This is a genomic window from Paraliomyxa miuraensis, assembly GCF_026337845.1.
GTDB classification, from domain to species: Bacteria; Myxococcota_A; Polyangia; order Nannocystales; family Nannocystaceae; genus Paraliomyxa; species Paraliomyxa miuraensis.
In genome coordinates, this window is sequence record NZ_JAOVZF010000143.1 from 149842 (window position 1) to 172126 (window position 22285).

At 67.7% G+C, this 22285-nt stretch carries 15 protein-coding genes and 1 pseudogene; 9 read left to right on the top strand and 7 right to left on the bottom strand.

What is annotated here, in order from left to right:
- Nucleotides 1–34 precede the first annotated feature (34 nt).
- Nucleotides 35–1081: a hypothetical protein gene (locus OEB96_RS10655; protein WP_266215436.1), complete on the bottom strand. Its 1047-nt coding sequence runs from the start codon at nt 1079–1081 to the stop codon at nt 35–37.
- A gap of 297 nt (nt 1082–1378) precedes the next feature.
- On the opposite strand from OEB96_RS10655, the gene OEB96_RS10660 reads away from it, so the two are divergent.
- Nucleotides 1379–2023 carry a hypothetical protein gene (locus OEB96_RS10660; RefSeq protein WP_266215437.1) on the top strand — a complete coding sequence of 215 codons (645 nt, stop codon included), beginning with the start codon at nt 1379–1381 and terminating at the stop codon, nt 2021–2023.
- 58 nt (nt 2024–2081) lie between these two features.
- Here OEB96_RS10660 and OEB96_RS10665 read toward each other — a convergent pair whose 3' ends face one another.
- Together OEB96_RS10665 and OEB96_RS10670 are read right to left on the bottom strand one after the other, a co-directional pair.
- Nucleotides 2082–3425, bottom strand: a complete 1344-nt coding sequence (locus OEB96_RS10665) for a YncE family protein (RefSeq protein WP_266215438.1) — start codon at nt 3423–3425, stop codon at nt 2082–2084.
- 131 nt (nt 3426–3556) lie between these two features.
- Nucleotides 3557–5398: a beta/gamma crystallin-related protein gene (locus tag OEB96_RS10670; protein ID WP_266215439.1), complete on the bottom strand. Its 1842-nt coding sequence runs from the start codon at nt 5396–5398 to the stop codon at nt 3557–3559.
- An 863-nt stretch (nt 5399–6261) separates the two neighbouring features.
- On the opposite strand from OEB96_RS10670, the gene OEB96_RS10675 reads away from it, so the two are divergent.
- The 3 genes and pseudogenes from OEB96_RS10675 to tnpB all read left to right on the top strand — a co-directional run bounded on the left by OEB96_RS10675 (nt 6262) and on the right by tnpB (nt 8603).
- Nucleotides 6262–7451, top strand: a protein-coding gene (locus OEB96_RS10675; protein WP_266215440.1) for an IS3 family transposase whose coding sequence is annotated in 2 segments (ribosomal slippage) — nt 6262–6532 and nt 6532–7451 — 1191 coding nt in all. Because the reading frame shifts where the segments join, the coding sequence is not laid out codon by codon here.
- Nucleotides 7452–7959: 508 nt separating this feature from the next.
- Nucleotides 7960–8235: pseudogene (gene tnpA / locus OEB96_RS46625) on the top strand (IS66 family insertion sequence element accessory protein TnpA); the annotation flags it as partial.
- Between the two features lie 176 nt (nt 8236–8411).
- A complete protein-coding gene (tnpB, locus tag OEB96_RS10680) occupies nt 8412–8603 on the top strand; it encodes an IS66 family insertion sequence element accessory protein TnpB (RefSeq protein ID WP_266215466.1) in 192 nt (63 codons plus the stop codon).
- A 74-nt stretch (nt 8604–8677) separates the two neighbouring features.
- Here tnpB and OEB96_RS10685 read toward each other — a convergent pair whose 3' ends face one another.
- Nucleotides 8678–8860 (bottom strand): hypothetical protein, encoded by a 183-nt coding sequence (locus OEB96_RS10685; protein ID WP_266215441.1) that lies wholly within the window; start codon nt 8858–8860, stop codon nt 8678–8680.
- A gap of 314 nt (nt 8861–9174) precedes the next feature.
- Here OEB96_RS10685 and OEB96_RS10690 point away from each other — a divergent pair, with 314 nt between their 5' ends.
- Genes OEB96_RS10690 through OEB96_RS10705 form a run of 4 tightly spaced genes read left to right on the top strand, consistent with a single transcriptional unit; the run spans nt 9175 to nt 16976 of the window.
- Nucleotides 9175–9753, top strand: coding sequence for a CAP domain-containing protein (locus tag OEB96_RS10690; protein WP_266215442.1), 579 nt, complete (start codon nt 9175–9177; stop codon nt 9751–9753).
- A 45-nt stretch (nt 9754–9798) separates the two neighbouring features.
- Nucleotides 9799–10377, top strand: a complete 579-nt coding sequence (locus tag OEB96_RS10695) for a CAP domain-containing protein (protein WP_266215443.1) — start codon at nt 9799–9801, stop codon at nt 10375–10377.
- Between the two features lie 24 nt (nt 10378–10401).
- On the top strand, nt 10402–14532 hold the full coding sequence (gene glgB / locus OEB96_RS10700; RefSeq protein ID WP_266215444.1) for a 1,4-alpha-glucan branching protein GlgB: 4131 nt from the start codon (nt 10402–10404) through the stop codon (nt 14530–14532).
- Entirely contained in the window at nt 14532–16976 is a 2445-nt protein-coding gene (locus tag OEB96_RS10705; RefSeq protein WP_266215445.1) for a DUF3536 domain-containing protein, read from the top strand. The genes glgB and OEB96_RS10705 overlap by 1 nt, the downstream gene beginning before the upstream one ends.
- A gap of 10 nt (nt 16977–16986) precedes the next feature.
- Here the strand turns inward: OEB96_RS10705 and OEB96_RS10710 are convergent, their stop codons facing one another.
- Nucleotides 16987–17784 (bottom strand): hypothetical protein, encoded by a 798-nt coding sequence (locus OEB96_RS10710; RefSeq protein WP_266215446.1) that lies wholly within the window; start codon nt 17782–17784, stop codon nt 16987–16989.
- Between the two features lie 72 nt (nt 17785–17856).
- Complete coding sequence (gene glgC, locus OEB96_RS10715) at nt 17857–19122, bottom strand: glucose-1-phosphate adenylyltransferase (RefSeq protein WP_266215447.1); 1266 nt, start codon at nt 19120–19122, stop codon at nt 17857–17859.
- Between the two features lie 96 nt (nt 19123–19218).
- On the opposite strand from glgC, the gene glgA reads away from it, so the two are divergent.
- Nucleotides 19219–20673 (top strand): glycogen synthase GlgA, encoded by a 1455-nt coding sequence (gene glgA / locus OEB96_RS10720; RefSeq protein ID WP_266215448.1) that lies wholly within the window; start codon nt 19219–19221, stop codon nt 20671–20673.
- On the opposite strand, the gene OEB96_RS10725 is transcribed toward glgA, so the two are convergent.
- Nucleotides 20674–22212 carry an HAD-IG family 5'-nucleotidase gene (locus OEB96_RS10725; protein WP_266215449.1) on the bottom strand — a complete coding sequence of 513 codons (1539 nt, stop codon included), beginning with the start codon at nt 22210–22212 and terminating at the stop codon, nt 20674–20676. It abuts the gene before it with no gap.
- Between the last annotated feature and the right edge of the window lie 73 nt (nt 22213–22285).

Here is a 22285-nt window from a genome sequence, read left to right on the forward strand (position 1 = left end):
CTCGAGCGGGCCCAAGGCGAGCTCGGACTCGCGATCAGAACCGTACCCGCATCCCCATGGGCGACAGGCCCACGCGGCGCTCCTCCAGCCGTCGGGCGCGTGTCTCGTCGAGCCCGAGCAGCACCGCCGAGGCAACCGCCACCCCGCCACCGATCGCCATCGTGATCCAGCTTCCCGGCGTGCTGTCCCAGAGCTTGGGACAGCTGTTGGTGTCGTCGCCGAGCCGCTGGCACTTGTCGTTGGCGCTCAGCATCCCGACCCCGCCCGCCACCAAGCCCACCCCGGCCGCAAGACCGCCGACCTCCACCCAGCGAGGGAGGACGCGCTCGATGGGCTCGGGCGGTTGCACGGGCTCCGGCTCCGGCTCGGGCCCGGGTTCCGGTTCGGGCTCGGGCTCCGATTCGGGCTCGGGCTCCGGCTCCGGCTCGGGCTCCGGTTCGGGCTCGGGTGGGGTCCCGAACACCAGGGTCTGGCGCTCACCCTGGGTGTCGAGCTCGACCTGCTCTCGAATCGGTGCGGGCTCGGTGCCCGCCGCGGCCCGAATCTCGACCAAGTATGACCCGAGATACAGCTGCTGCTCGGTCCCCGACAGCGGTCGTCGATTGATCAAGACGACACACTCCTGGTGGCACACGAACGCGACCGAGGCCCTGCCCTTGGCCTCCAGCTCGGCTTTCTGCGCATCGAACATCGTCTGGATCTCCTCACCGAAGAAGAGATCGGTCGACTCCATCGCCGACGCGATCGCCACGTCGTGGAGGATCTGATGCGCTTCGGCCACGTCCTTCTTGTTGCCGCGTGCGAGCAGGGTCCGCGCCAGGGACTTGCGCAGGTTGATCACGAGCTGGCGGCCATACTCGTCCTTGGCGAGCTCGTCCTCGAACGCATGTAGGCTCGCGAGCGCGGCACGGAGACGCTCCAGTGCTTCCTTGGTGTCGGTCTGATAGTTGTCGTAGACCCAGCTGTTGTCCTTCTCTGCCCGCTGGAATGTCTCCAGGTAATTGGCCGAGAGCTCGGGCTCGGTCGAGTCGGACGCGGGGGCCATCAACAATACGAGAGTCAGGATCGACGACAGGGACATCACCATCTCAGCATAGCCTCGATTGGCAGAACATCGATCGTCGAACGGAAGCCGGTGTCCAAAAAATCTGCATTGCCGATCGCGCCATGACTGAGGCATAGTGAGTGAAGGATGGTCGGTCTGAAGCGAACGGTGCTGCTCCTTGCGATTTCGATGCTCGGCTGTGGCTCGGAACCACCGTCTGCTCCACCTCGACAGACCCCGGCTCCCAAACCCGAGCCAGCGCTCGATCCCGCCCCCGAGCCCAAGCCCGTTGCCCAGCCCGCGCCCGAACCCGAGCCTCCCGAAGTGCCCGCAATGCCTACGAACTGCACCATCGTGGTCGAAGGCGACGGCCCGAGGCTGGTCAAGGCGGCCGTACGTGCTCGCACGCCCGAGGGCGAGGCCCCTGAAATTCGGGAGGGCACGATCGACGGTGCAACTGGTCGTACCGTCCGGTACGAATGCCCCGAGCCCCGACACCGCACGAACGTCGATCTCATCGCAAAGCTCGAGAATGACGAGGTTCTCCACTGGAAGGGCATCGACCTCGACGAGAGTGGCGAGGGCAAGGTCACCAACGAGCAGAGCGAGGCGGGCCTGCCCGCCGATCTCTCCCCCGAGGAGATCGAGATCCTGGCTCAGCAGCGCGGCATCTCCGTGGAAGAGGTCATCGCCGAGACGGCCAAGACGACACCCAAGCTGACCCGGAGCGCCGTGGTGTTCCGACCCAACTATGCTCCCTGGATCGAGCTCAAGCTCGAGGGCACGCGACAGTTCCAGCTCGTGCTCGCGGCCAAGAAGACCAAGGCGCTTCCGGAGGGAACCTACCAAGTGTCATTCCGCACCACTGAGGATGGGGAATGGAAGCAGGCGGGCATACCGCTCGAACTCACGGCCGGCAAGTCCTACGATGTCGAGATGACCAGCCGCCCTCCTTTCATGAAGGTCACCGTGAAGTAGGCAAGCGCTCGGCAGGAGCACTGGGCTGCGACGTTGCCATCGCTCCGCAACGGCCCGGTCACATACACCTCGGCAGATAGGTCAGATTGGTCTCTGTAAACATTCCAATCAAGACCGGTTCCGTTGTCTCGTCGTCGATGTCCACCTCACGGAGTTCGCTGCCGGTGGACAGGAACACTCTCCGGGTACGCGGGTTCCACTCGAGCCCCACCGGAGACCACGGCCCAGGAATGGATGGCGCCAGATCGCGCAGCCGGGTGGCCTCGCCGCTGGAGGTGTCGATGCTGTAGATGGAGCTGTCGATGCCGTTGGCCACCAGCAAACGACCCTGGGCGCAATCGAAGGCCGTGCCGCAGCTGTTGATGTCCAAGGACGCGCCATCGAGCATGATCGGAACCATTGCCATGATCTGTCCGGTCGCTGGGTCGAAGGTCAGCAACTGATCATCGTTGTCGATGCCATACAGCATACCGTCCGCCCCGTGCTCGAGACCGCAGACGGTCGTCGCTCCGTGGCTGCTGCCCCCGGGGGCCAGCTCGCCCATGCCCACCATGCAGGTGGCCGCATAGTCGACCGTGTGGAGCTGATTCATGCCGAGGTCGTTGACGTAGATCTCGCCGAACTCGTTGATGGTGCCGCTCCCAACGTCTACGGCAGGTACTCCCCCCATCGGTGTCACCAGCGTGATGAACGGCCCGAGCGCAGCCGTCGTCGGCTCGACCGTCATGAGGGTCATCGCCCCCATGTACGGGGTGAATGCGGTGAGCACCAGAGTATCGGGGTTGAGGTTTGGGTTGCCATCATGGCAATCGGCCCCCCCCACCAGCCCTCCGTCGGGGTTGGCGTCGCCCCAGCCGTCGCCATCTTCGTCCTGCATACACGCGGTGGCGTCGTCCTCCTCGCGCGCCGCCCCCGGGAACGTGCTGGCGTTGGAGTCGTCGCAATCGGTGCCCGGGTCGACCCCGGCTGGTGGCATTACGTCGCCCCAGTCGTCGCCATCTACGTCTTGCATGCAGAGGAGCGGATCGTCGTTGGGCGCGGCACCAGGGAACGCGTCGGGAGCGCTATCGTTGCAGTCATCGCCATTATTCACGGTACCGGGCGGCATGTCGACGGCTTGCGTGCACATGGCAGCATCACCAAAGCCGTCGCTGTCGGCATCGACGCACCACGTCTGATCGTTCTCCCCCGTGGAATCCGTGGTGGTGCTGGTGCCGGTGCTGCCATCGGTGCTGGTGCTGCCCGCAGTGCCGGTGCTGCCATCGGTGCTGGTGCTGCCCGCGGTGCTGTCGTCGTCGTCCGTGCCCGTTTCGGTCAGCAGCGCCGGGTTGTCCACCAGCGTACAGCCCGAGCCCAACAGGGCCGTAGCCACGATGATCAGCCCCTTGCTCGATGTATACATCCTCTCGCTCCTCTGTGCTCCGAGCGAAGGACGGACGCCACCGCGACCGTCCTTCGCCTCACGGTGCATGTGGGTGCACGACCCAGGGTCGAGCCCTTCGCGCTCTCTGATCTGATTCTTGGTCACCGGCTCTAGAGCTTTTCGACCACGACGCCCGACGTAGTGTCGTTGAAATCGCCTCCGACGAAGCTCGCATCCCCAGTGAACGCCTTGGTGCGCCCGGTGAAGCCACCGTGTTCGTACAATGTAACGCGGTAGCCAGGGGCCACTCGTAGTGACGATACGGTGTCGTTGCCGATCGAGAGTTGGTGGTGATCGTAGCGACCCACGGCGAGGGTTTGCTTGCGTCCGCCAAAATTCGTGTCGGAGAACAACTCCGCCGGGATCACTGGCGGCTTGGCGGCTTGCGCCCTACGAACGATCACGCTCGACGTCTTGTCATTGAAATCACTACCGATGTAGGCTGTATCTGCGGAGTAGGTCCTGCTGTTCCCGGAAAAGCCGGCGTTCTCGTAGAGCGTGACCTCGTAGCCCGGTAATACGCGCAGTGATGTCACGACATCATTGCCGATCGAGAGCTGGCGGACATCATACTCACCGACCTCCAGACGCTGGCTGTTGCCCCCGAAATTTTGGTGCTGGAAGAGCACCACGGGCGACAGCGGGACGGCATCCTCCAATTTCTCGATGATCAAGCTCGATACCGTGTCGTTGAAGTCACTGCCGACGAAGGGTACATCGCCGGTGAAGCACTTGAACCGTCCCGTGAAGCCGCTATTCTCGAACAGCGTGACTCGATGACCCTTGGCCACGCACAGCGACGTCACGGCGTCGTTGCCGATCGAGGACAGTTGGCTCACATCGTGGCGTCCCACACGGAGGCGCTGCCGCTTGCCGACGAATCCCTGGTGTTGATACAGCACCACGGGCGCTGTCGAGTCCACACGCTCGACGATCACCGCACTCACGTTGTCGTCGAGATCGTCTCCGATGTTGTCGGCATCCCCTGTGAGGACCTTCGAGCGGCCGGAGAAGTCCTTGTTCTCGTACAAAGTGACTTGATAGCCTGGGCTCACCCACACGGACGTCACCCCGAAGCCCAAGTAGATCTTGTCCTTGTCATTACTTCTCTTCGAGGAGCCCGTGATGGTATAATTGCCCTCGTCGAGGCCTTTGGCGGGGCCGCAGAAGCCTGCACCGCCGAACAGCACGGCCGGCCGTCGTTCGACGACCAGACTGGAGATCTTGTCGTTGAGATCGCCGATGTAGCGGTTGTAGCGATCCTGAAAGACCCTCGACTGGCCGGTGAATCCTGGGTGCTCGTACAAGGTGACACGATAGCCTTCCGACACGATCAACGACGAGATGGTATCGGCGGCGCCATGCGCCCGCAGGTCCCAGCGCCCGACCTCGAAGCTCCAACCTCGTCCCTCAAAGGCAGCGTCGGTGTACAGCGTGACTGCCCTGTTCTCGTACGGATGCCAGGCTGAATCAGGGGCCTCCACGTCGAGCGCATGTCCATAGCGTTGGCGAACGACGCCGCCATCGGTGGCAATCCATGAGTGATCACTGTTCGCGTTGAACGTTGCCGTCTTCGTGAAATCACCGTTGAATACGGTGAGCGTGAGATCGCTGAGGCCGATGAGCTTCGCCCACCCGCTCGACTGCCCGTAGTCGAACGGATTCAGCAGAGTCTCCTTGTGTAGGAGCGGGGCCGTGTGCGGGTCGATCTTCCAGCCGGTATTCTTGAGGGGTTGAAGCGCGGCGAGGAGTCTCTCGTAGTCTGACCGTATGAGGGGAATGTTCCCGCCGGTTGCCACCACGTTCTTGAGCAACGACAGGGCCCTGAACGCAGCGCTGAGCCTGGCAGCCGTCGTGATCGGCGCGAGCGACATGCCAACCGTGCTGATCGAGACGGTGCTCATCACGACTTGCCCGATGCTGATCGCGAAATCGAGCAGTGCGAAGTCCATGTTCGGAGTTATCATTACATAGATGGGTTCGGACGTCTTGTTGCAGAAGTGCAATTGGTTGTCCTTGGAGCCGAAGGATGCCATTGTGCCCTCATCTTCATCGTTTGGGTTGATCGTCGGCTGCGTGAGTGAGAGCCGACCTGGGCTGCTCGGTCGCAGGGGTTTGAGGAGTGCAGTATCCGACCGTGAGTCTCACATCGGGTCGATTGCCCGCGCCCTCGACGTGTCCTCGAGGTCTCAGTGCTGTACTGGAACCGGGAGGCGAACCACGCGTCCACGGGTACTTGGGGAGAAGGTCGAGCAGTGCATCACCGCTGGTGAGTGACGCCAACTAGCAGCAAGCGCCGTGCCGCGCGGGGTGCGGTGAGATCACTGGAGAATTTAGGGGGAGCGGCGGGATCTGGGCGGAGGGTTGAAAGTGTGGTTGATTGGTTTTGAACGTGGTGTTGAAAGGGCGATGGCTCGCGGCTCGCGGTAGCCTAGGGGCGGGACGGTTGTCCTCACCCGCGCTCATCTGCAGTGGTTGGTGCACGGTCGGCTGCCGTGGGGCGGGCAAGGATGGAGCGCCCGACGACCGCGCGAGTCGCGTGACGGAGGGCGGTCAAAAGGGAATGTCATCATCGATGCCGGGATGGGCATCGTCGATGATTAGACCTCCCCCGTTTCAGTGGACACCCTCCAACCGAAACAACCCCTCGTCGTCGTAGCCGATCAGCGCGGCGTTCGGTCACCGGCGCTGCGAGCAGCCGAGGTCCCCAGGGGGGTCCAGGGGGGCTTGCAACCTGTGGATGACTGTGGAGCGCGGTGGACGAGTTGCGCTTCGCCAGCTGGGCGTCGACGGGCGATACTGGAGGAGAGACCAAATGGGTAAGAGAAAGAGGAGAGTCTTCACCGCCGAGCAGAAGGCCGAGGCCGTCAAGATCGCGCTCGGCTCACGCAAGTCCATCGCCGAGGTGGCCCGGGATCTCGACGTGGGCGTCAGCGTCCTGCGGAGTTGGATCAAGCAAGCGGAGATCGACCAGGCCGCCGATCCCAACGGCCCGATGACGTCGGAGGAGCGAGCGGAGCTCGCGAGGCTCCGTCGCGACAACAAGCAGCTCGAGATGGAGAACGCGTTCCTAAAAAAAGCCAGCGCCTTCTTCGCCAAGCAGATGGGATAGGCATCGAGGTCTTCGAGATCATCGAGGCGGAGAAGGCAAATTTCCCCGTGGCCATGATGTGCGAGGTGCTGGAGGTCTCGCGCTCGGGGTACTACGCGTGGCGAGATCGCGAGCCCTCGGAACGAGCCAAGCAGAACGTGAAGCTGGCCGCCGAGATCTCCGAGATCCACAAGAACAGCCGCCGGACCTACGGCAGCCCACGCGTCCACGCAGAGCTCCTCGAGCGGGGGTTCAAGGTCAGCCGCAAGCGAGTCGAGAAGCAGATGCGAGAGCAAGGAATCGTGGGTCGCAGGCGACCGAAGTTTCGCAGGACGACGGACTCCAACCACGACGAGCCGATCGCCCCCAACCTCGTCGCCCGCCAGTTCGACGTCGAGGAGCCCGATTGCGTGTGGGTTGCTGACATCACGTACATCTGGACCCTGCAGGGCTGGATGTACCTGGCCGTGGTCCTCGATCTGTTCTCCCGTCGCGTGGTGGGCTGGTCGATGGCCGAGCACATGCGAGTCGAGCTCGTCCTCGATGCGTTGCGAGCTGCCCTCGGCAAGCGAGAACCCTCCGAGGCCGGCTTGATGTTCCACTCGGATCGAGGCTCGCAGTACGCGGCCAAGGACTACCGGGCTGCCCTCGAAGCAGCAGGCATCACGTGCAGCATGAGCCGCCGCGGCAACTGCTGGGACAACGCGGTCGCGGAGAGCTTCTTCGCGACGCTGAAGACCGAGCTCGTCCACGACGTGATCTTCACCTCACGCGAGGCAGCGAAGACGACCATTGCGGAGTGGATCGAGATCTTCTACAACGGGAAGCGGAGGCACTCGAGCCTCGACTACCTGTCGCCCCTCGAGTTCGAGCGGCGATACTACGAGAACCTGGAGAGGACTGAAGTGGCGTAAATCGGGTGTCCACTTTTTCGGGGGAATTCCAGATGGCGTGATAGCGGGCCAACACTTGGCGGAGGTTGGCGATCGCGCTGGCGAGCTCGCGAGCGACGAGATCCTCGGGAACTCGTCGTCGGCACCGGCATCGAGCTGAGGATGGTAGACGACGAGGGTATCGAGACGAGCTTGCGCTTGCGCACGGCGGCAACGATGAGCGCCCCTGTGCCGAGCCTGTTGATCCGGCCGGGACTTCACCGATCGACTCGGACACCGCATCGACGGCGCCGTCCTCGAAGACGGGATGGTTCTTGGCGGCACCGGCTCCGCGCACGCGTGGCGATGTACTCACGGGTCTCGGGCGGTGAGAGCGGCAAGAGCCGGGCAATCGTGACGATGCGCCGATCGAGCGCGTGATGGGTTGGTGCGGCGAAGCGCTCGTCGAGCGCGAGTTGGTCAGCGAGCATGTACCCGTTCAGTAAACCGCGTCGTGACCTGATGCCGCGGTCGCGCTACCCCTTCGTTGGTGGCAGCGCCGAAGCTTCGTAGAGAGCAGTGGCTCGAGCACGTCCGGGCCTGGAAGGCCAGCGGTCTCTCGCGCAGTGAGTACGCGGCCAAGACCGGCCTGAGCCCGCAGACCTTGGGCTGGTACGCGTGGCGGCTCGAGACCGACGGCGAGCAGATCGACGTGCGCCGCAAGCCGCGGCGCCGGAGCAAGGCGATCGATCTCGCCCCAGGGATTCCGGTCGTCGAGCTTGCCCCACTGCCGACCTCGGCGGCTCACCTAGAGCTCGCGCTCGCGGGCGTCACGATCCCCCTGCTGGCCGACTTCAACGCTGCCACGCTGACCAGTGTGCTCCACGTGCTGGAGGCTCGACGATGCTCCCCACCTCGGTCCGCATCGTCGTGTGCACCGAGCAGCAGGACATGCGACGCGGCTTCGATGGTCTCGCGCTCGTGGCGAGGTAGCGGCTCGGCATCGATCCGCAGAGCGGTGTGCGGGTCTACTTCGTCAACAAGCGGCTCTCTCGCCTCAAGGTTCTGTGGTGGAATCGCAACGGCTACTGCATCCTCTACAAGCGCATGCACCGAGCCGTGCTCGCGATTCCGTCCGATGGCTCGGGCAGCCCGGCGCTGAAGATCGGTACCCGTTCAGCTTCACGGCGATGACCGTCTCCGCGAGCTGATAAAAGCTGGGCAGCCCCAGCTCGAGCAGGCTCACGGGCTCGCCATCGAGCTCGAGCTCACCGCTTCAGCGTCCCGACCGGCTCCCACACCCGGCCGGCGTTGTGCAGCGGCTGGCTGTGGCGCGCGCGATCGGCCAGACGCGAGGCTCGCTCTACGACCTGCGCGTGCGCCTGCTCCTGCAACTCGGGCTCGGAGCAGGGGGTCGAAGGGCTGTCGTAGAAACCGAAGTACTCCAACATCGTGTGATACCTCATGACTTGCTTCACTCGCCCGTGAAGCGTCGTTGCGGGTGCGTTGCGGGGCGGATTCGCGCACCGTGGGGGCCAAGGGAAGGGACGCGGGCCACCACGGGCCTCGGCCTCTTGAAACGTCCCAACCTCGTTCGAGTAGACACTGCGTCTTCGAAGAAAATTCGGCCCTCGGCGCTCCCGCCTTTTGTGTTTCCACGCGACGAACCGATCACAGGTAATCGCATGGGTCGCCGATACTCTTCCTTCGACCGGTGATCGCTCCGCACGAGACGAGACCGCTCCGTCGTTGCTACGGTTGCGCCGTGTGCTGGGCTCGCCACGTGGCCAACTCGACGTCGCCGTTGCTTGCGGTGTTGCTGTCGTCGACCGCATGTGACGCTCCTGCAACGGCCCCCGCCCCCGAGGACTGGCCACGTACTCGAGCCTGCGAGGACCTCGACGACTGGCCGTCGGACTGGGCCGCGCTCGAGGATGCGGCCGCGATGCACCTTCGCGACCTTCGCTCCGAGGTGATCGACTGCCGCGAGCGCGGCAAGCTCGGCCCCAACCCGGCGCTGCAACGGCGCACCGCGCTCGATTGCGCTGCCCGCATGCACGCGCTCGACATGGCGGAGCAGGACTACTTCGGTCGCTTCGATCCCGACGACGCCTCCGAGCGCGAGCGCGTGGAGGCGGCCGGGTACTCGCCTTCCGTGGTGATCCAGCACATCGCCGCCGGTCCGCGCGACGCCACCGAGCTGCTCGACCGCACGTGGATGCCCCGCCCCGTCCCCTGCTCGGACCTCGCCAACCCGGCGCTCGAGGAGCTCGGGATCGGCCACGTGGGCGACCTCGACGGCGATTTCGCCACGCTCTGGGTCGTGGTGCTGGCAAGCCCCTGAACGCCGTCATCCCACGCCGCACGGGAGTCGAGTACCCTCGTGGCGATGCCTCGACCCGGCCGGCTGGCCTTGCTGCCCTCGCTGCTCTCCCTGGCGCCGTCGCTGCTCGGGACCGGCTGCGGGCTCGACTCGTTCGTCGACTCCGAGCTGGGCGACGCCCCGCGCTGCGCCGAGGTCGACCGCTGGCCCGTCGCGTCGGCCGACGCCGAAGACGAGCTGCTCGATGCGCTCGAGGAGCTACGGCAGGCGGGGGCGGAGTGCGAGGGCGAGGTCGTCGATGGCGTGGGCCCGCTCGAGCCGATCCCCACCTTGCAGTGTGCGGCGCGACTGCATGCGGGCGATCTCGTTCGCCACCCCGAGCACGCGCTGGGTCACGAGGGCACGGATGGACGCTCGGCGCTGGCTCGCGTCAACGCGGCCGGCTACGACGGAATCGCCCGCCACGAGCTGCTCGCGGGGGACTATGCCGCGGCGGATGCGCTGGTCGAGGCATGGCGAGGCAACGAGGCCCACTGCAAGGCCGTACTCGACCGCGACCTCGATCACGTGGGCGTGGCGCAGGCCCAGAGCCCGACGGGCGACCGCATCGTCTGGGTGGTGGTCACCGGGCAGGAGCGTGGGTAGAAACGCGTTCCGAGCCCCACCACCATGACGAACGGCACTGGGATGGACGGCACCGGCACGATCACGCGCACCGACGAACGGCTCTTCCAGCTCGCCCGAGAGCACGGCCTCGAGGAGAGCTACGTCGACATCACGGGCCAGCGACGAGACGCCTCGCCCGAGGGCATTCGTGCGGTACTGACCGCCCTCGGGGTGGCGGTCGAGCGCGATGAGGACGTGGAGCGCGAGCTGTCCCAGGCCCGCACGGCCCGCTGGTCACGGCCGCTCGAGCCCGTGATCGTGGCCTGGGAGGGCGAGGGCGCGTTCAGCCTGCACCTGCCCGCCTCCGTGGATCGCGGGCGCTACTCGATGACCCTCACCGCAGAGGATGGCAGCCCTCCGCGGTCGGCCCAGGGACGTCTCGAGGATCACCCGGTCGCCGCCAGCGACGAGCTCGAGGGTCGCCGCTTCGTGGCCCGCCAGCTCTCGCTGTCCAGCCTGTTCCCCGGTCCCCTCCCCCACGGCTACCACCACCTGTCCCTCGAGATCGAGGGCGCCAAGGACATCCGCGGGCAGGCCGTGGTGATGTCGGCCCCGCTGCGCGCCTACGCGCCGGACGGGTTCGAGCACGCCCGTCACTTCGGCGTGTTCTTGCCCCTCTATGCCCTGCACGGCGAGCGCAGCCTGGGCGCCGGCGATCTCGGCGATCTGGGAGCGCTGATGCGCTGGGTCGGCGAGCAGGGCGGCAGCGTGGTGGGCACCCTGCCGTTGCTCGCCGCCTTCCTCGACGAGCCCTACGAGTGGAGCCCCTATGCCCCCGCGTCGCGGCTGGCGTGGAACGAGCTCTACCTCCACCTCGAGGCGCTGCCCGAGTACCAGCACAGCACCGAGGCGCGCGCGCTCTACGATGGCCCGCAGGCCCAGGCCGAGCGCGAGCGCCTGGGCCGAGCCCCCCTGGTCGACTACCGCGGGCAGATGGCGTTCAAGCGCCGCGCGATCGCAGCCATGGCGGAGGCCTGCGCCGCAGGCCCCCGCTTCGCGCAGCTGCAGGCGTTCGCCAAGGAGCGCCCCGAGATCGACGGCTACGCGCGCTTCCGCGCCGTGGTCGATCGCCAGCGCGTGGTGTGGCCGCAGTGGCCCACCGCGCTGCGCGACGGCACGATCACCGATCGCGACTACGGCCCCGCCGACCACCGCACGCACCTCTATGCGCAGTGGGCCATGCACCAGCAGCTCACCGCGCTGCGCGAGCAGGCGACCCAGCCGGTGACCCAGCAGGCAAATGGTGGAGCAGGCCTGGGCCTCTATCTCGATCTTCCGGTGGGGGTCAACGGCTGCGGCTACGACACCTGGCGCTACGGCGACCTCTACGTGCGGGGCCTGTCGACCGGCGCTCCGCCCGACACGCTGTTCGACGGCGGTCAGAACTGGGCGTTCCCGCCGCTCCACCCCGAGCGGCTGCGCCAGCAAGGCTACCGCCACTTCATCGACGTCATCCGCAACCACCTGCGCTACGCGGGCGTGCTGCGGGTCGACCACGTGATGGGCCTGCACCGCCTCTACGTGATCGCACAGGGGGTCTCGGCCAAGGAGGGCATCTACCTGCGCTACCGGCCGCAGGAGTTCTACGCCATCCTCGCGATCGAGTCGCATCGCGCCCGCTGCCTGGTGGTCGGCGAGGATCTGGGCACCGTGCCCGACGTGGTGCGCGAGGCGATGGAGCGCCACCGGGTGCACAAGATCCACGTGGTGCAGTACGTGGCCCGTGCCGATGGCGAGCAGGCCCTGCCCAAGGCGCCCGCCAACGCGGTCGCGGGCATCAACACCCACGACATGCCGCCGTTCGCGGCGTTCTGGACCGGCGCCGACATCGACGATCGCGTGGACCTCGGCTGGATCGACCCAGAGCAGGCCGCCGCCGAGCACGTGCAGCGCGGGCGCCTGCGCGCCAACCTGCGGCGCTTCTTGAGCCGCGAGAGCACGCTGGCCCCCGATGCCGATGCTCCCGCCGCGCTCGAGGCCTGCCTGTCGCACCTCGGCCGCAGCCCGTCGCCCCTGGTGCTCGCTTCGCTCGAGGATCTGTGGGGCGAGCTACACCCGCAAAACGTCCCCGGCACCTATCTCGAGCGCCCCAACTGGCAGCGCCGCGCCAAGCTCTCGCTGCCGCAGATGAAGGCCGATCCCGAGGTCACCCGCCTGCTGGCCAGCGTGCAGCGCGCGCGCAGCGGCCAGCAAGGCCGGGTGGGCCCCGTGCGCCACGACGTCACCCGACTCACCGCGGACGACGTCTACCTGTTCAACGAGGGCACCCACGAGCGCATCTACGAGAGGCTCGGGGCACACCCCATGGAGGTCGACGGCCAGGACGGCACCTACTTCGCGGTGTGGGCCCCCGGCGCGCACTACGTGGCCGTGGTGGGTGACTTCAACGCGTGGGATCGTGGCGCGCACCCGCTGCGAAAGCACGACGAGTCGGGGGTATGGGAGGGCTTCGTGCCCGGGGCACGCGAGGGCTCGCTCTACAAGCTCCACGTGGCCGGGCAGGACGGCTCGGCCGAGGACAAGAGCGACCCGCTGGCGTTCTGGGCCGAGACCTCGCCCCGCACCGCATCCGTGGTCACCCACAGCCGGCACGCGTGGAACGACGCCGACTGGATGGCCAGCCGGGCGAAGCGCCAGCACCTGCACGAGCCGCTGTCGATCTACGAGGTCCACCTGGGCTCGTGGCGGCGCGTGCCCGAGGAAGGCGACCGCTTCCTCGGCTACCGCGAGCTCGCGCCGCTCCTGGCCGACTACTGCCGCGAGCAGGGCTTCACCCACGTGGAGTTCATGCCCGTGATGGAGCACCCGTTCTACGGCTCGTGGGGCTACCAGGTCACCGGCTACTTCGCGCCGACGAGCCGCTACGGGACCCCCGACGATCTGCGCTTCCTCGTCGACCACCTGCACCAGGCGGGGATCGGCGTGATCCTCGACTGGGTCCCCTCGCACTTCCCCTCCGACGCGCACGGGCTGGCGCGGTTCGACGGCACGCACCTCTACGAGCACGCCGATCCGCGGCAGGGATTCCACCCCGACTGGAACAGCGCCATCTTCAACTACGGCCGCCACGAGGTGCGCTCGTTCCTCATCAGCAGCGCGCTCTACTGGCTCGACCAATTCCACATCGACGGGCTGCGGGTCGACGCGGTGGCCAGCATGCTCTACCTCGACTACTCGCGCGCCGCGGGCGAGTGGGTGCCCAACGTCTACGGCGGGCGCGAGAACCTCGACGCGATCGCGTTCCTGCGGCGGCTCAATGACGCGGTCGACGCGAGCTTCCCCGGCGTGCAGATGATCGCCGAGGAGTCGACCGCGTGGCCGCTGGTCTCGCGTCCGACTCACCTGGGCGGTCTTGGCTTCGAGCTCAAGTGGGACATGGGGTGGATGCACGACACGCTGCGCTACCTCGCCCGCGATCCCATCCATCGCGGCTGGCACCAGAACGAGCTGACCTTCCGCATCATCTATGCGTTCAACGAGAGCTTCGTGCTCTCGCTGTCCCACGACGAGGTGGTGCACGCCAAGGGCTCGATGCTCGGCAAGATGCCCGGCGATCGCTGGCAGAAGCACGCCAACCTGCGCCTGCTCTACGGCTACATGTGGGGACAGCCCGGCAAGAAGCTGCTGTTCATGGGCCAGGAGTTCGGCCAGCTCGCCGAGTGGAACCACGACCGCTCGCTCGACTGGCACCTGCTCCACGACGATCTTCACGGCGGGCTCAAGCGCTGGGTGGGCGACCTGAACCGCCTCTACCGCGAGCTGCCCTCGCTGCACCACTGGGACCACGACCCGAGGGGCTTTGCCTGGATCGACTTCCACGACGCCACCTTCAGCGTGTTCTCGTTCATGCGCCGCGACCCCTGGGGCGGCGTCACCGTCATCGTGCTGAACTTCACCCCCGTGCCGCGCCACGACTACCGCGTGGGCGTGCCCCGCGGGGGCTCTTGGGCCGAGCGGCTCAACAGCGACGCCACCTGCTACGGCGGCAGCGGCGTGGGCAACGACGGCGGCGTGTGGGCCGAGGAGCACGGCGCCCACGAGCAGCCGTACTCGGTGCGCCTGCACCTGCCACCGCTGGGCGTGCTCTTCCTTCACCAGCCTGGTGCCCAGACCGAGGAGCACCGAGGCGGCTGATGGGCACGGAACGCTACCTGTGCATCCACGGGCACTTCTACCAACCCCCCCGTGAGAACCCGTGGCTCGAGTCGGTCGAGCACCAGGAATCGGCCTATCCGTTCCACGACTGGAACGAGCGCATCACGGCCGAGTGCTACGCGCCCAATGCCAACTCGCGGATCCTCGACGACGCGGGCTACATCACCCGCATCGTCAGCAACTACTCGCGGATCAGCTTCAACTTCGGCCCCACCCTGCTCGCCTGGCTCGAGCGTTCGCGCCTCGACGTGTACCAGGCGATCCTGCGGGCCGACACCGAGAGCCGGCGCCGCTTCTCCGGGCACGGCTCGGCGATGGCCCAGGGCTACAACCACTCGATCCTGCCGCTTTGCAACCACCGCGACCGCTTCACCCAGATCGAGTGGGGCATTCGCGACTTCGAGCACCGCTTTGGCCGCCTGCCCGAGGGCATCTGGCTGCCCGAGACCGCCGCCGACACCGAGACCCTCGAGGCCGTCGCCGGCGCGGGCCTGAGCTTCACCGTGCTGGCTCCGCACCAGGCCGCGCAGGTGCGCCCTCCCGGGCGCAAGGACTGGCGCGACGTCTCGGGTGCTCGCATCGATCCCCGCCGCGGGTACCTCACCCGCCTGCCCTCGGGGCGCAGCCTGGCGCTGTTCTTCTACGACGGGCCCGTGTCCCAGGCGGTGGCGTTCGAGCAGCTGCTGTCCAACGGCGACAAGTTCCGGGCGCGCCTGATGGGCGCGTTCGACCCTGCGCGACAGGGACCGCAGCTGGTCCACATTGCCACCGACGGCGAGACCTACGGGCACCACCACCGCCACGGCGACATGGCCCTGGCCTATGCGTTGCGGGCGATCGAGGTCGACCCCGACGTCAGGCTGACCAACTATGGCGAGTACCTCGAGCGCTTCCCGCCCGATCACGAGGTACGGATCGTCGAGCGCAGCTCGTGGAGCTGTGCCCATGGCGTCGAGCGCTGGCGCAGCAACTGCGGCTGCAACACCGGTGGCCGTCCCGACTGGAACCAGGAGTGGCGCACCCCGCTGCGCGCGTCGCTCGACTGGCTGCGCGACCGTCTGATGGTGCTGTTCGAGGAGCTCGCGCCCCGCGTGCTGATCGATCCCTGGCAGGCCCGCGACGCCTACGTTCGCCTGATCCTCGACCGCAGCGACGCCGCCATCGAGCGCTTCTTCGACGAGCACGCGGTCGAGGACGCCGAGGAGGTGGGCTCACACGAGCATCGGCGCAGCACCGCGCTCAAGCTGCTCGAGATGCAGCGCCACGCGCTGCTCATGTACACCAGCTGTGCGTGGTTCTTCGACGAGCTGTCCGGGATCGAGACCGTGCAGGTGCTCGGCTATGCCGGCCGCGCGATCCAGCTCGCGGCCGAGCTGGCCATGGTCGACGTGGAGACCCCGTTCTTGCAGCGCCTGACGGCGGCGCGCAGCAACCTGCCCGAGCAGGGTGACGGCGCCCAGATCTACGGCATGCACGTGGTGCCCTCCGCGGTCGACCTGCCGCGCCTGGTCGCCCACTACGCGGTCAGCTCGCTGTTCTCCGACTACTCCGAGCGGGCCCGCGTGCACGCCTACCTCGTCGATCAGATCGACGCCCACTACAAGAGCCTGGGTCGCTCCAAGCTCGTGGTGGGCAAGGCCCGCGTGGTCTCCGAGGTCACCCGCGAGCACCGCGTGCTCAGCTTCGGCATCCTGCACCTGGGCGACCACAACCTGAGCGGCGGCGTGCGCGAGTTCCAGGGCGATGCGGAGTACGTGCAGATGTGCCAGGAGGTGCTGGGCGCGTTCTCCCGCGCCGACATGCCCGAGGCCCTGCGCCTGCTCGACAAGCACTTCCTCGAGCTGACCTACTCGCTCCGCTCGCTGTTTCGCGACGAGCAGCGGCGCGTGCTCGACCTCATCGTGGGCAGCGCCATGACCGACGCTGAGGGACTGTCGGCGCGGCTCTACGAGGCCCACTCGCCGCTGCTGCGCTACCTGGCCACGCTCGACTTCCCGCTGCCGCCCGCGCTCCAGCGCCTGGCCGACTTCGTGCTCAACACCACGCTGCGCAAGGAGCTTGGGCGCCGCGAGCTCGACTTCTCGCGGATCCGCACCTTGCTCGAGGAGGCGCAGGGCGTGGGCATCGAGCTCGATCGCCTGGGCATGGGCTACGCGCTCCAGCAGGCCATGGAGGGCGCCATGGAGCAGTGGGTCGACCGGCCCGAGCAGCTGGGGCGGCTACGTCGGCTGCGACGCACCGCCGAGCTCGCACGCTCGCTGCCCTTCGAGCTCGATCTCTCGGTCGTGCAGAACTACTACTTTCGCACCCTCGAGTCCGAGCTTCCCCGCTTCTCCGAGCAAGCCGATCGCGGCGACCCGGTGGCCGTGGAGTGGCGCGACAACTTCCGGGCGCTGGGCACGGCGCTGGGCATGCGGGTATAGGGCGGGCGAGTCACCCCAGCTGGGTGATCTTGCCGACCACCGGCGGCTCCTCGCCGGCTGCGGCCGGGGACGCGGACGCGGCTGCTCGGGGCTCGCTCGGGGCCGTGGGACGGGAAGAACCCCCGCTTCCGCCCGAGCCCGAGCCCGAGCCCGGCCAGCCTCGCCACAGCGGCGCACCGGCCTGGCGCAGCCTCCGGCCCGCCGCCACCGCCACCAGCGAGATGCCGCCCAGCTCGAGCACCCAGTTGAGCTCCAGCCCCGCCACCCTGGTGCCGATGAGGATGTCGATGTGGTGGAACGAGGTCGCGCGCAGCACCACGAACGTCACCAGCACCACCATGCCGCCGAGCGCCAGCCGAAAGTCTCGCAGGTGCCCGCGCGCCAGCCAGCCGAGCGCCACCACCAGACCCGCCCCGGCGACCAGCACGGCACCGATGAACCCGACTTGGATCGGTCGCCGCTGCTCGTACCACCCGCCCTCGATCGCGGCGATCCGTCCGAGCTCGGTGATCAAGCTCTGGAGATCGAGCTGCTTGTTGACCCCGAGAACGGCCAGGATCGCCGCGAGCAAGACCCACAAGCCCGCGCGCCGGGCCGGCGCCGGCGGGCGGGGCCAGTGCCTGCGAACCACCCGCCAGAGCGCCGCGATCGCGTGCCGATAGGGTCGAGGTGGCCCCGCCTTCTCGACCATGAAGGCACGCAGGCACAGCCACGTCGCCGCGAAGTAGGCGACGACCGTCAGCCACCCCATGAACGTGGGATCGCCAATGCCGGCCGACCACTGGAGCTCCCGCATGCCTGCACCCATGTCGACCAACATGGTCGGCCCGGATCGGCGCCGAGGGCAAGGCGCGCGTTCTGCCAGCGCGGCGCCCGAGCGCTACCGCGAGCGCACGACGGCCTCGAGCATCGTCGAGGTCACCAGCGTGACCCCGCCTTCGCTGACGTGGAAGCGCTCCTCGTCGAGCGCGCGATCCTCCCCGATCACCAGGCCCTCGGGGATCTTGCAGCCGCCGGCCACGATCACCTTGCGCAGCCGGGCCCGTCGGCCCACGTCGACTCCGGGCAGCAGGATCGAGTCCTCCACCAGGCTGTAGGAATTGACGCGCACGTCGTTGAACAGCAGGCACCGCCGCACCGTGCCGCCCGAGACGATGCAGCCGGCCGAGACCAGCGAGTCCATCGCCGCTCCGCGGCGCTCGTCGTCGTCGAACACGAACTTCGCCGCCGGTCGCTGCTCGTGGTAGGTGTAGATCGGCCAGCGCCCATCATAGAGGTCGAGCGAGGGCGTCACGTGGGTGAGATCGAGGTTGGCCTCCCAGAATGCATCGAGCGTGCCCACGTCGCGCCAGTAGGGCTCGATCGCGCCCGGCGACATCACGCAGCTCTCGGCGAACGGGTGCGCATACACCCGCGCCCGCGGCACCAGGTAGGGCACCAGATCGTGGCCGAAGTCGTGCGAGGAGGCATCGTCGGCCGCGTCGCGCCGCAGCTGCTCGCGCAGCAGCTCCGCGTTGAACACGTAGATCCCCATGCTCGCGTAGCAGACCTCGGGCTTGCCCGGCACGCAGGGAGGATCGGCGGGCTTCTCGAGGAAGCCCACGATGCGCCCCTGCGCGTCGGCGTCGACGATCCCGAAGCCGCTGCCCAGGGCCCGGGGGACGTCCACGCACGACACGGTCGCGTCGGCCCCGCGTTGCAGGTGCCAGGCCAGTAGGCGGCTATAGTCCTGGCGATAGACGTGATCGCCGGCCAGGATCAGCACGTAGCGCGGCCGGTGGCTCTCGATGAGCTCGAGGTTCTGGAACACCGCGTCGGCGGTGCCGAGGTACCAGCTCCCCGCGTCGGTCTGCTGCTGGGCGGGCCACAGCTCGATGAACTCCCCGAGCTCGGCCCGCAGGAAGTTCCAGCCCCGCTCGATGTGCCGGATGAGCTCGTGAGCCCGGTACTGCGTGAGCACGCTGATCTTCCGAACCCCGGAGTTGAGGCAATTGGACAGGGGGAAGTCGATGATCCGGAACTTGCCCCCGAACGGCACCGCGGGCTTGGCCAATTGGTCCGTGAGCGCCCGTAGGCGGCTCCCACGGCCTCCCGCCAGCACCAGGGCCAAAGTGTTCCGCATGGCGTCGTTGAGGTCGTAGCTCACGGCGACTTCTTTTTGCCACACGGGTTCGGACCCGCCAAGGCGCCCATCCGCGCCAGCTCGTCGCCCGGCACCGATGTTCCGCGATACCCTGCCCCCATGCGCGTCCTGATGGTCGCCTCGGAGCTGTTCCCTCTGGTCAAGACCGGCGGCCTCGCCGACGTTGCCGCCGCGCTGCCGCGCGCGCTCGAGAGGCGCGGGCACGACGTTCGCGTGCTGGTGCCGGGCTATCGCGGCGTGCTCGAGCGCACCGAGGGGCGGCTGCAGCCGGTGCCGCTGGGCGATCCGCTCGGGGTGGGCAACGCCGAGCTCGTTCCCGCCCGGCTCCCCGGCTCGGGTACGCGCATCTACGTGCTGCGCTGCCCCGCCCTCTACGACCGCAACGGCGGGCCCTACGGCGACGCGCAGGGGATGGACTGGTCCGACAACCACCTGCGCTTCGGCATGCTCGCCAAGGCCGCCACGATCGTGGCCGTCGCGGGCGCCCCGCTGGGGTGGTCGCCGCAGGTCGTGCACGCTCACGACTGGCAGGCGGGACTGGTGCCGGCCTACCTGCAGCTGTGGGGCGGAGCGCGCCCCGCCACGATCTTCACGATCCACAACCTCGCGTTCGCGGGCCGGTTCCATCCCATGTTGATGGCGGCGGTGGGCCTGCCCCACTCGCTCTACGCGGCGCACGGCGTCGAGCTCTACGGCGCGATGTCGTTCCTCAAGGCCGGGCTCTACTACTCCGATCGCCTCACCACGGTCAGCCCCACCTACGCGCGGGAGATCCAGACGGCCGAGTACGGCGAGGGCCTGCAGGGGCTGCTCTCGGCGCGGGCGCCCCACCTGCATGGCATCATCAACGGCATCGACGAGGACGTGTGGGATCCCGCCCGTGATGCCGCGCTGCCGGCCACCTACGACCGCGCGCACCTCGAGGGCAAGGTCAAGATCAAGCTCGCGCTCCAGCGCGAGCTCGGTCTGCGGCAGGATCCGCGCGCCCCGATCTTCGGCATGGTCTCGCGGCTGACCGGACAAAAGGGCGTGGATCTCATCCTCGGCAACATGCGCCTGCTGCTGCAGTCGGGGGCCCAGCTGGTGGTGCTGGGCTCGGGCGCCGGGGGCTACGAGCTCGCGCTCGGCGAGGCCGCGCGTCAGCACCCGCAGCAGGTCGGCTACCGCCGCGGCTACGACGAGCCGCTGTCGCACCGCATCATGGCGGGCTCCGACTTCATCCTGGTGCCGTCTCGCTTCGAGCCCTGCGGCCTCACCCAGCTCTACGCCCAGCGCTACGGCGCGCTGCCCATCGTGCGCGAGACCGGAGGACTGGCCGACACCGTGCTCGACAGCTGGGCCTACCCCATGCACGGCACCGGGTTCTCGTTCCGCGACGCCACCAACTGGGCCATGGGCAACGCCATGTGGCGCGGGCTGCAAGCCTGGGGCACGCCGCGCTACGCCGAGCTGCAGCAACGAGCCATGCGTCGCTCGTTCGGCTGGGACCCGTCGGCCGCGGCCTACGAGCAGGTCTACCTCGACGCGCTGATGGAGCCGATCCGCAAGCTCTGATCACCCCACGTGCCAGTGCGGCATCGAACCATGCGGTGAGATGAAGTACTTGCTCGGCGAGACGTAGCGGAAGTTGCTCACGCGGCTGGTGTAGATGCACGCGTAGTACTCCACCTGCGAGCCGAAGCGGCTGGTGTCGTGGCGCTCGGAGAAGCTGCTGCCCCAGTAGGGGTTGAAGGTCTCGTCGACCTCGAGGCCGCGCCGGTCGAGGATCTCACGGGTCTCCTCCTCGTAGGCCCGCAGACGCTCGACCTGACGCCGCACCGAGGCACGCGTGGTCTCGAGCAATCGCGTGGCCGCGGCCTCGTCGAGCCCCTCGCGCGCCATCAGCTCTTCGACCGTCACCCGTCCCAGCGCCCGGGCCAGGTGCCGCTCGGCCGAGACCTGGGCCGCGATGCGGGCGCGCAGGGTGTAGAGCGCCTCGATCTCGTCGAGCGTGATCTCCCGGGCGCGCCGCACCGCCAGCTCTTGCTGCAGCTCCTGCACGATGAGCGCGGTACGCCAGCCCGAGCTCTTCTTGCTGCGCACGATGTCACCGTAGATGTGGTCGCCCACGTAGAGCACCTCGTCGGGATGCACGCCGAACGAGGCCTGCAGCCCCAGCTGGTTGCCGCCTTGGTAGATCTTGCCCCGCTGCACCTCCAGCCGCGGCGCGCCGACCATGGCTCCCTTGCGATCGAGCTCCTGGAACGGACGCTCGTCGCCGAAGAAGCCGGGCTTGCCCGAGCCCACCACCACCCAGTCGAAGTAGGCGAGCCAGTCCGCGTAGGACGGCGAGCTCTTGCCCAGCAGGTAGCGCAGCACGGCATCGGTATAGGGAAAGAAGCTGTTGGTGAGCAGGAACAGCTTCTTTCCGGCCGAGCGGAACTTGTGCAGCGTCTCGGGGAGATCGGGATCGCGCTCGATGTAGGCCCCGGGGTCCTTGCGCACCAGGTCCTTGATGGAGCCGTCGCGATGCGCCTCGTCGATGCACTCGCGGACGTCCTGCCAGATCTCGGCGTAGCCCGGGGGCTTGCCCCCGGGCCACAGCTCGGGACGGCTGTCGATGAGCTCGACGAGCTCGGCGAACAGGGCCACCTCGGGCAATTCGAACAGGGTGTCGACCTCGGCGAAGCGCTCGCGCTCCTGCCCCAGGCGCTGGAAGCGGTAGATCGCCTTGCGCTCCTCGGAGCTGAGGCGTCGTCGCCCGTGATAGGCCCGGCCCACGTAGCCGTGGCGGTCCATCTTCATCACGTTGCCCAGGCGCTTGTCGACCATGAGGCCGCGGATGGCGAAGCGCGGGTCGGCCTCGACCGCTCGTAGCTGCTCGGGATGCCCGCGCCCGATCAGCTTGTCGACCGCCGAGCGCAGCGACACCTCCGTGATGGCCTCCTGGCGATAGATCGCCAGGGTGTAGTCCATGTCGAAGCCGACGATCGAGATCCGATCGAGGTTGAGGTCGCGGTTGGTGAAGATCCGCCGCTCGGGGGGAGCCTCGGGCTCGAGGCCCCCGGCCACCAGCAACGAGCGGATCGGCTTGGGAAGCTCGGCGTATGGCACTGGTAGACCCTACCCTTCCCCCGCTGTTCACGGGAGTCCAGCCCTCGAGGAACCGTGCATGCGGAATCCACGC

Bases quoted from the DNA above. Each gene is read 5' to 3' on its own strand.
- OEB96_RS10655 (WP_266215436.1), bottom strand. From the start codon at position 1,081: ATGTCCCTGTCGTCGATCCTGACTCTCGTATTGTTGATGGCCCCCGCG.
- OEB96_RS10660 (WP_266215437.1), top strand. From the start codon at position 1,379: ATGCCTACGAACTGCACCATCGTGGTCGAAGGCGACGGCCCGAGGCTG.
- OEB96_RS10665 (WP_266215438.1), bottom strand. From the start codon at position 3,425: ATGTATACATCGAGCAAGGGGCTGATCATCGTGGCTACGGCCCTGTTG.
- OEB96_RS10670 (WP_266215439.1), bottom strand. From the start codon at position 5,398: ATGGACTTCGCACTGCTCGATTTCGCGATCAGCATCGGGCAAGTCGTG.
- OEB96_RS10685 (WP_266215441.1), bottom strand. From the start codon at position 8,860: ATGTTGGAGTACTTCGGTTTCTACGACAGCCCTTCGACCCCCTGCTCC.
- OEB96_RS10695 (WP_266215443.1), top strand. From the start codon at position 9,799: ATGCCTCGACCCGGCCGGCTGGCCTTGCTGCCCTCGCTGCTCTCCCTG.
- glgB (WP_266215444.1), top strand. From the start codon at position 10,402: ATGACGAACGGCACTGGGATGGACGGCACCGGCACGATCACGCGCACC.
- OEB96_RS10705 (WP_266215445.1), top strand. From the start codon at position 14,532: ATGGGCACGGAACGCTACCTGTGCATCCACGGGCACTTCTACCAACCC.
- OEB96_RS10710 (WP_266215446.1), bottom strand. From the start codon at position 17,784: ATGGGTGCAGGCATGCGGGAGCTCCAGTGGTCGGCCGGCATTGGCGAT.
- glgA (WP_266215448.1), top strand. From the start codon at position 19,219: ATGCGCGTCCTGATGGTCGCCTCGGAGCTGTTCCCTCTGGTCAAGACC.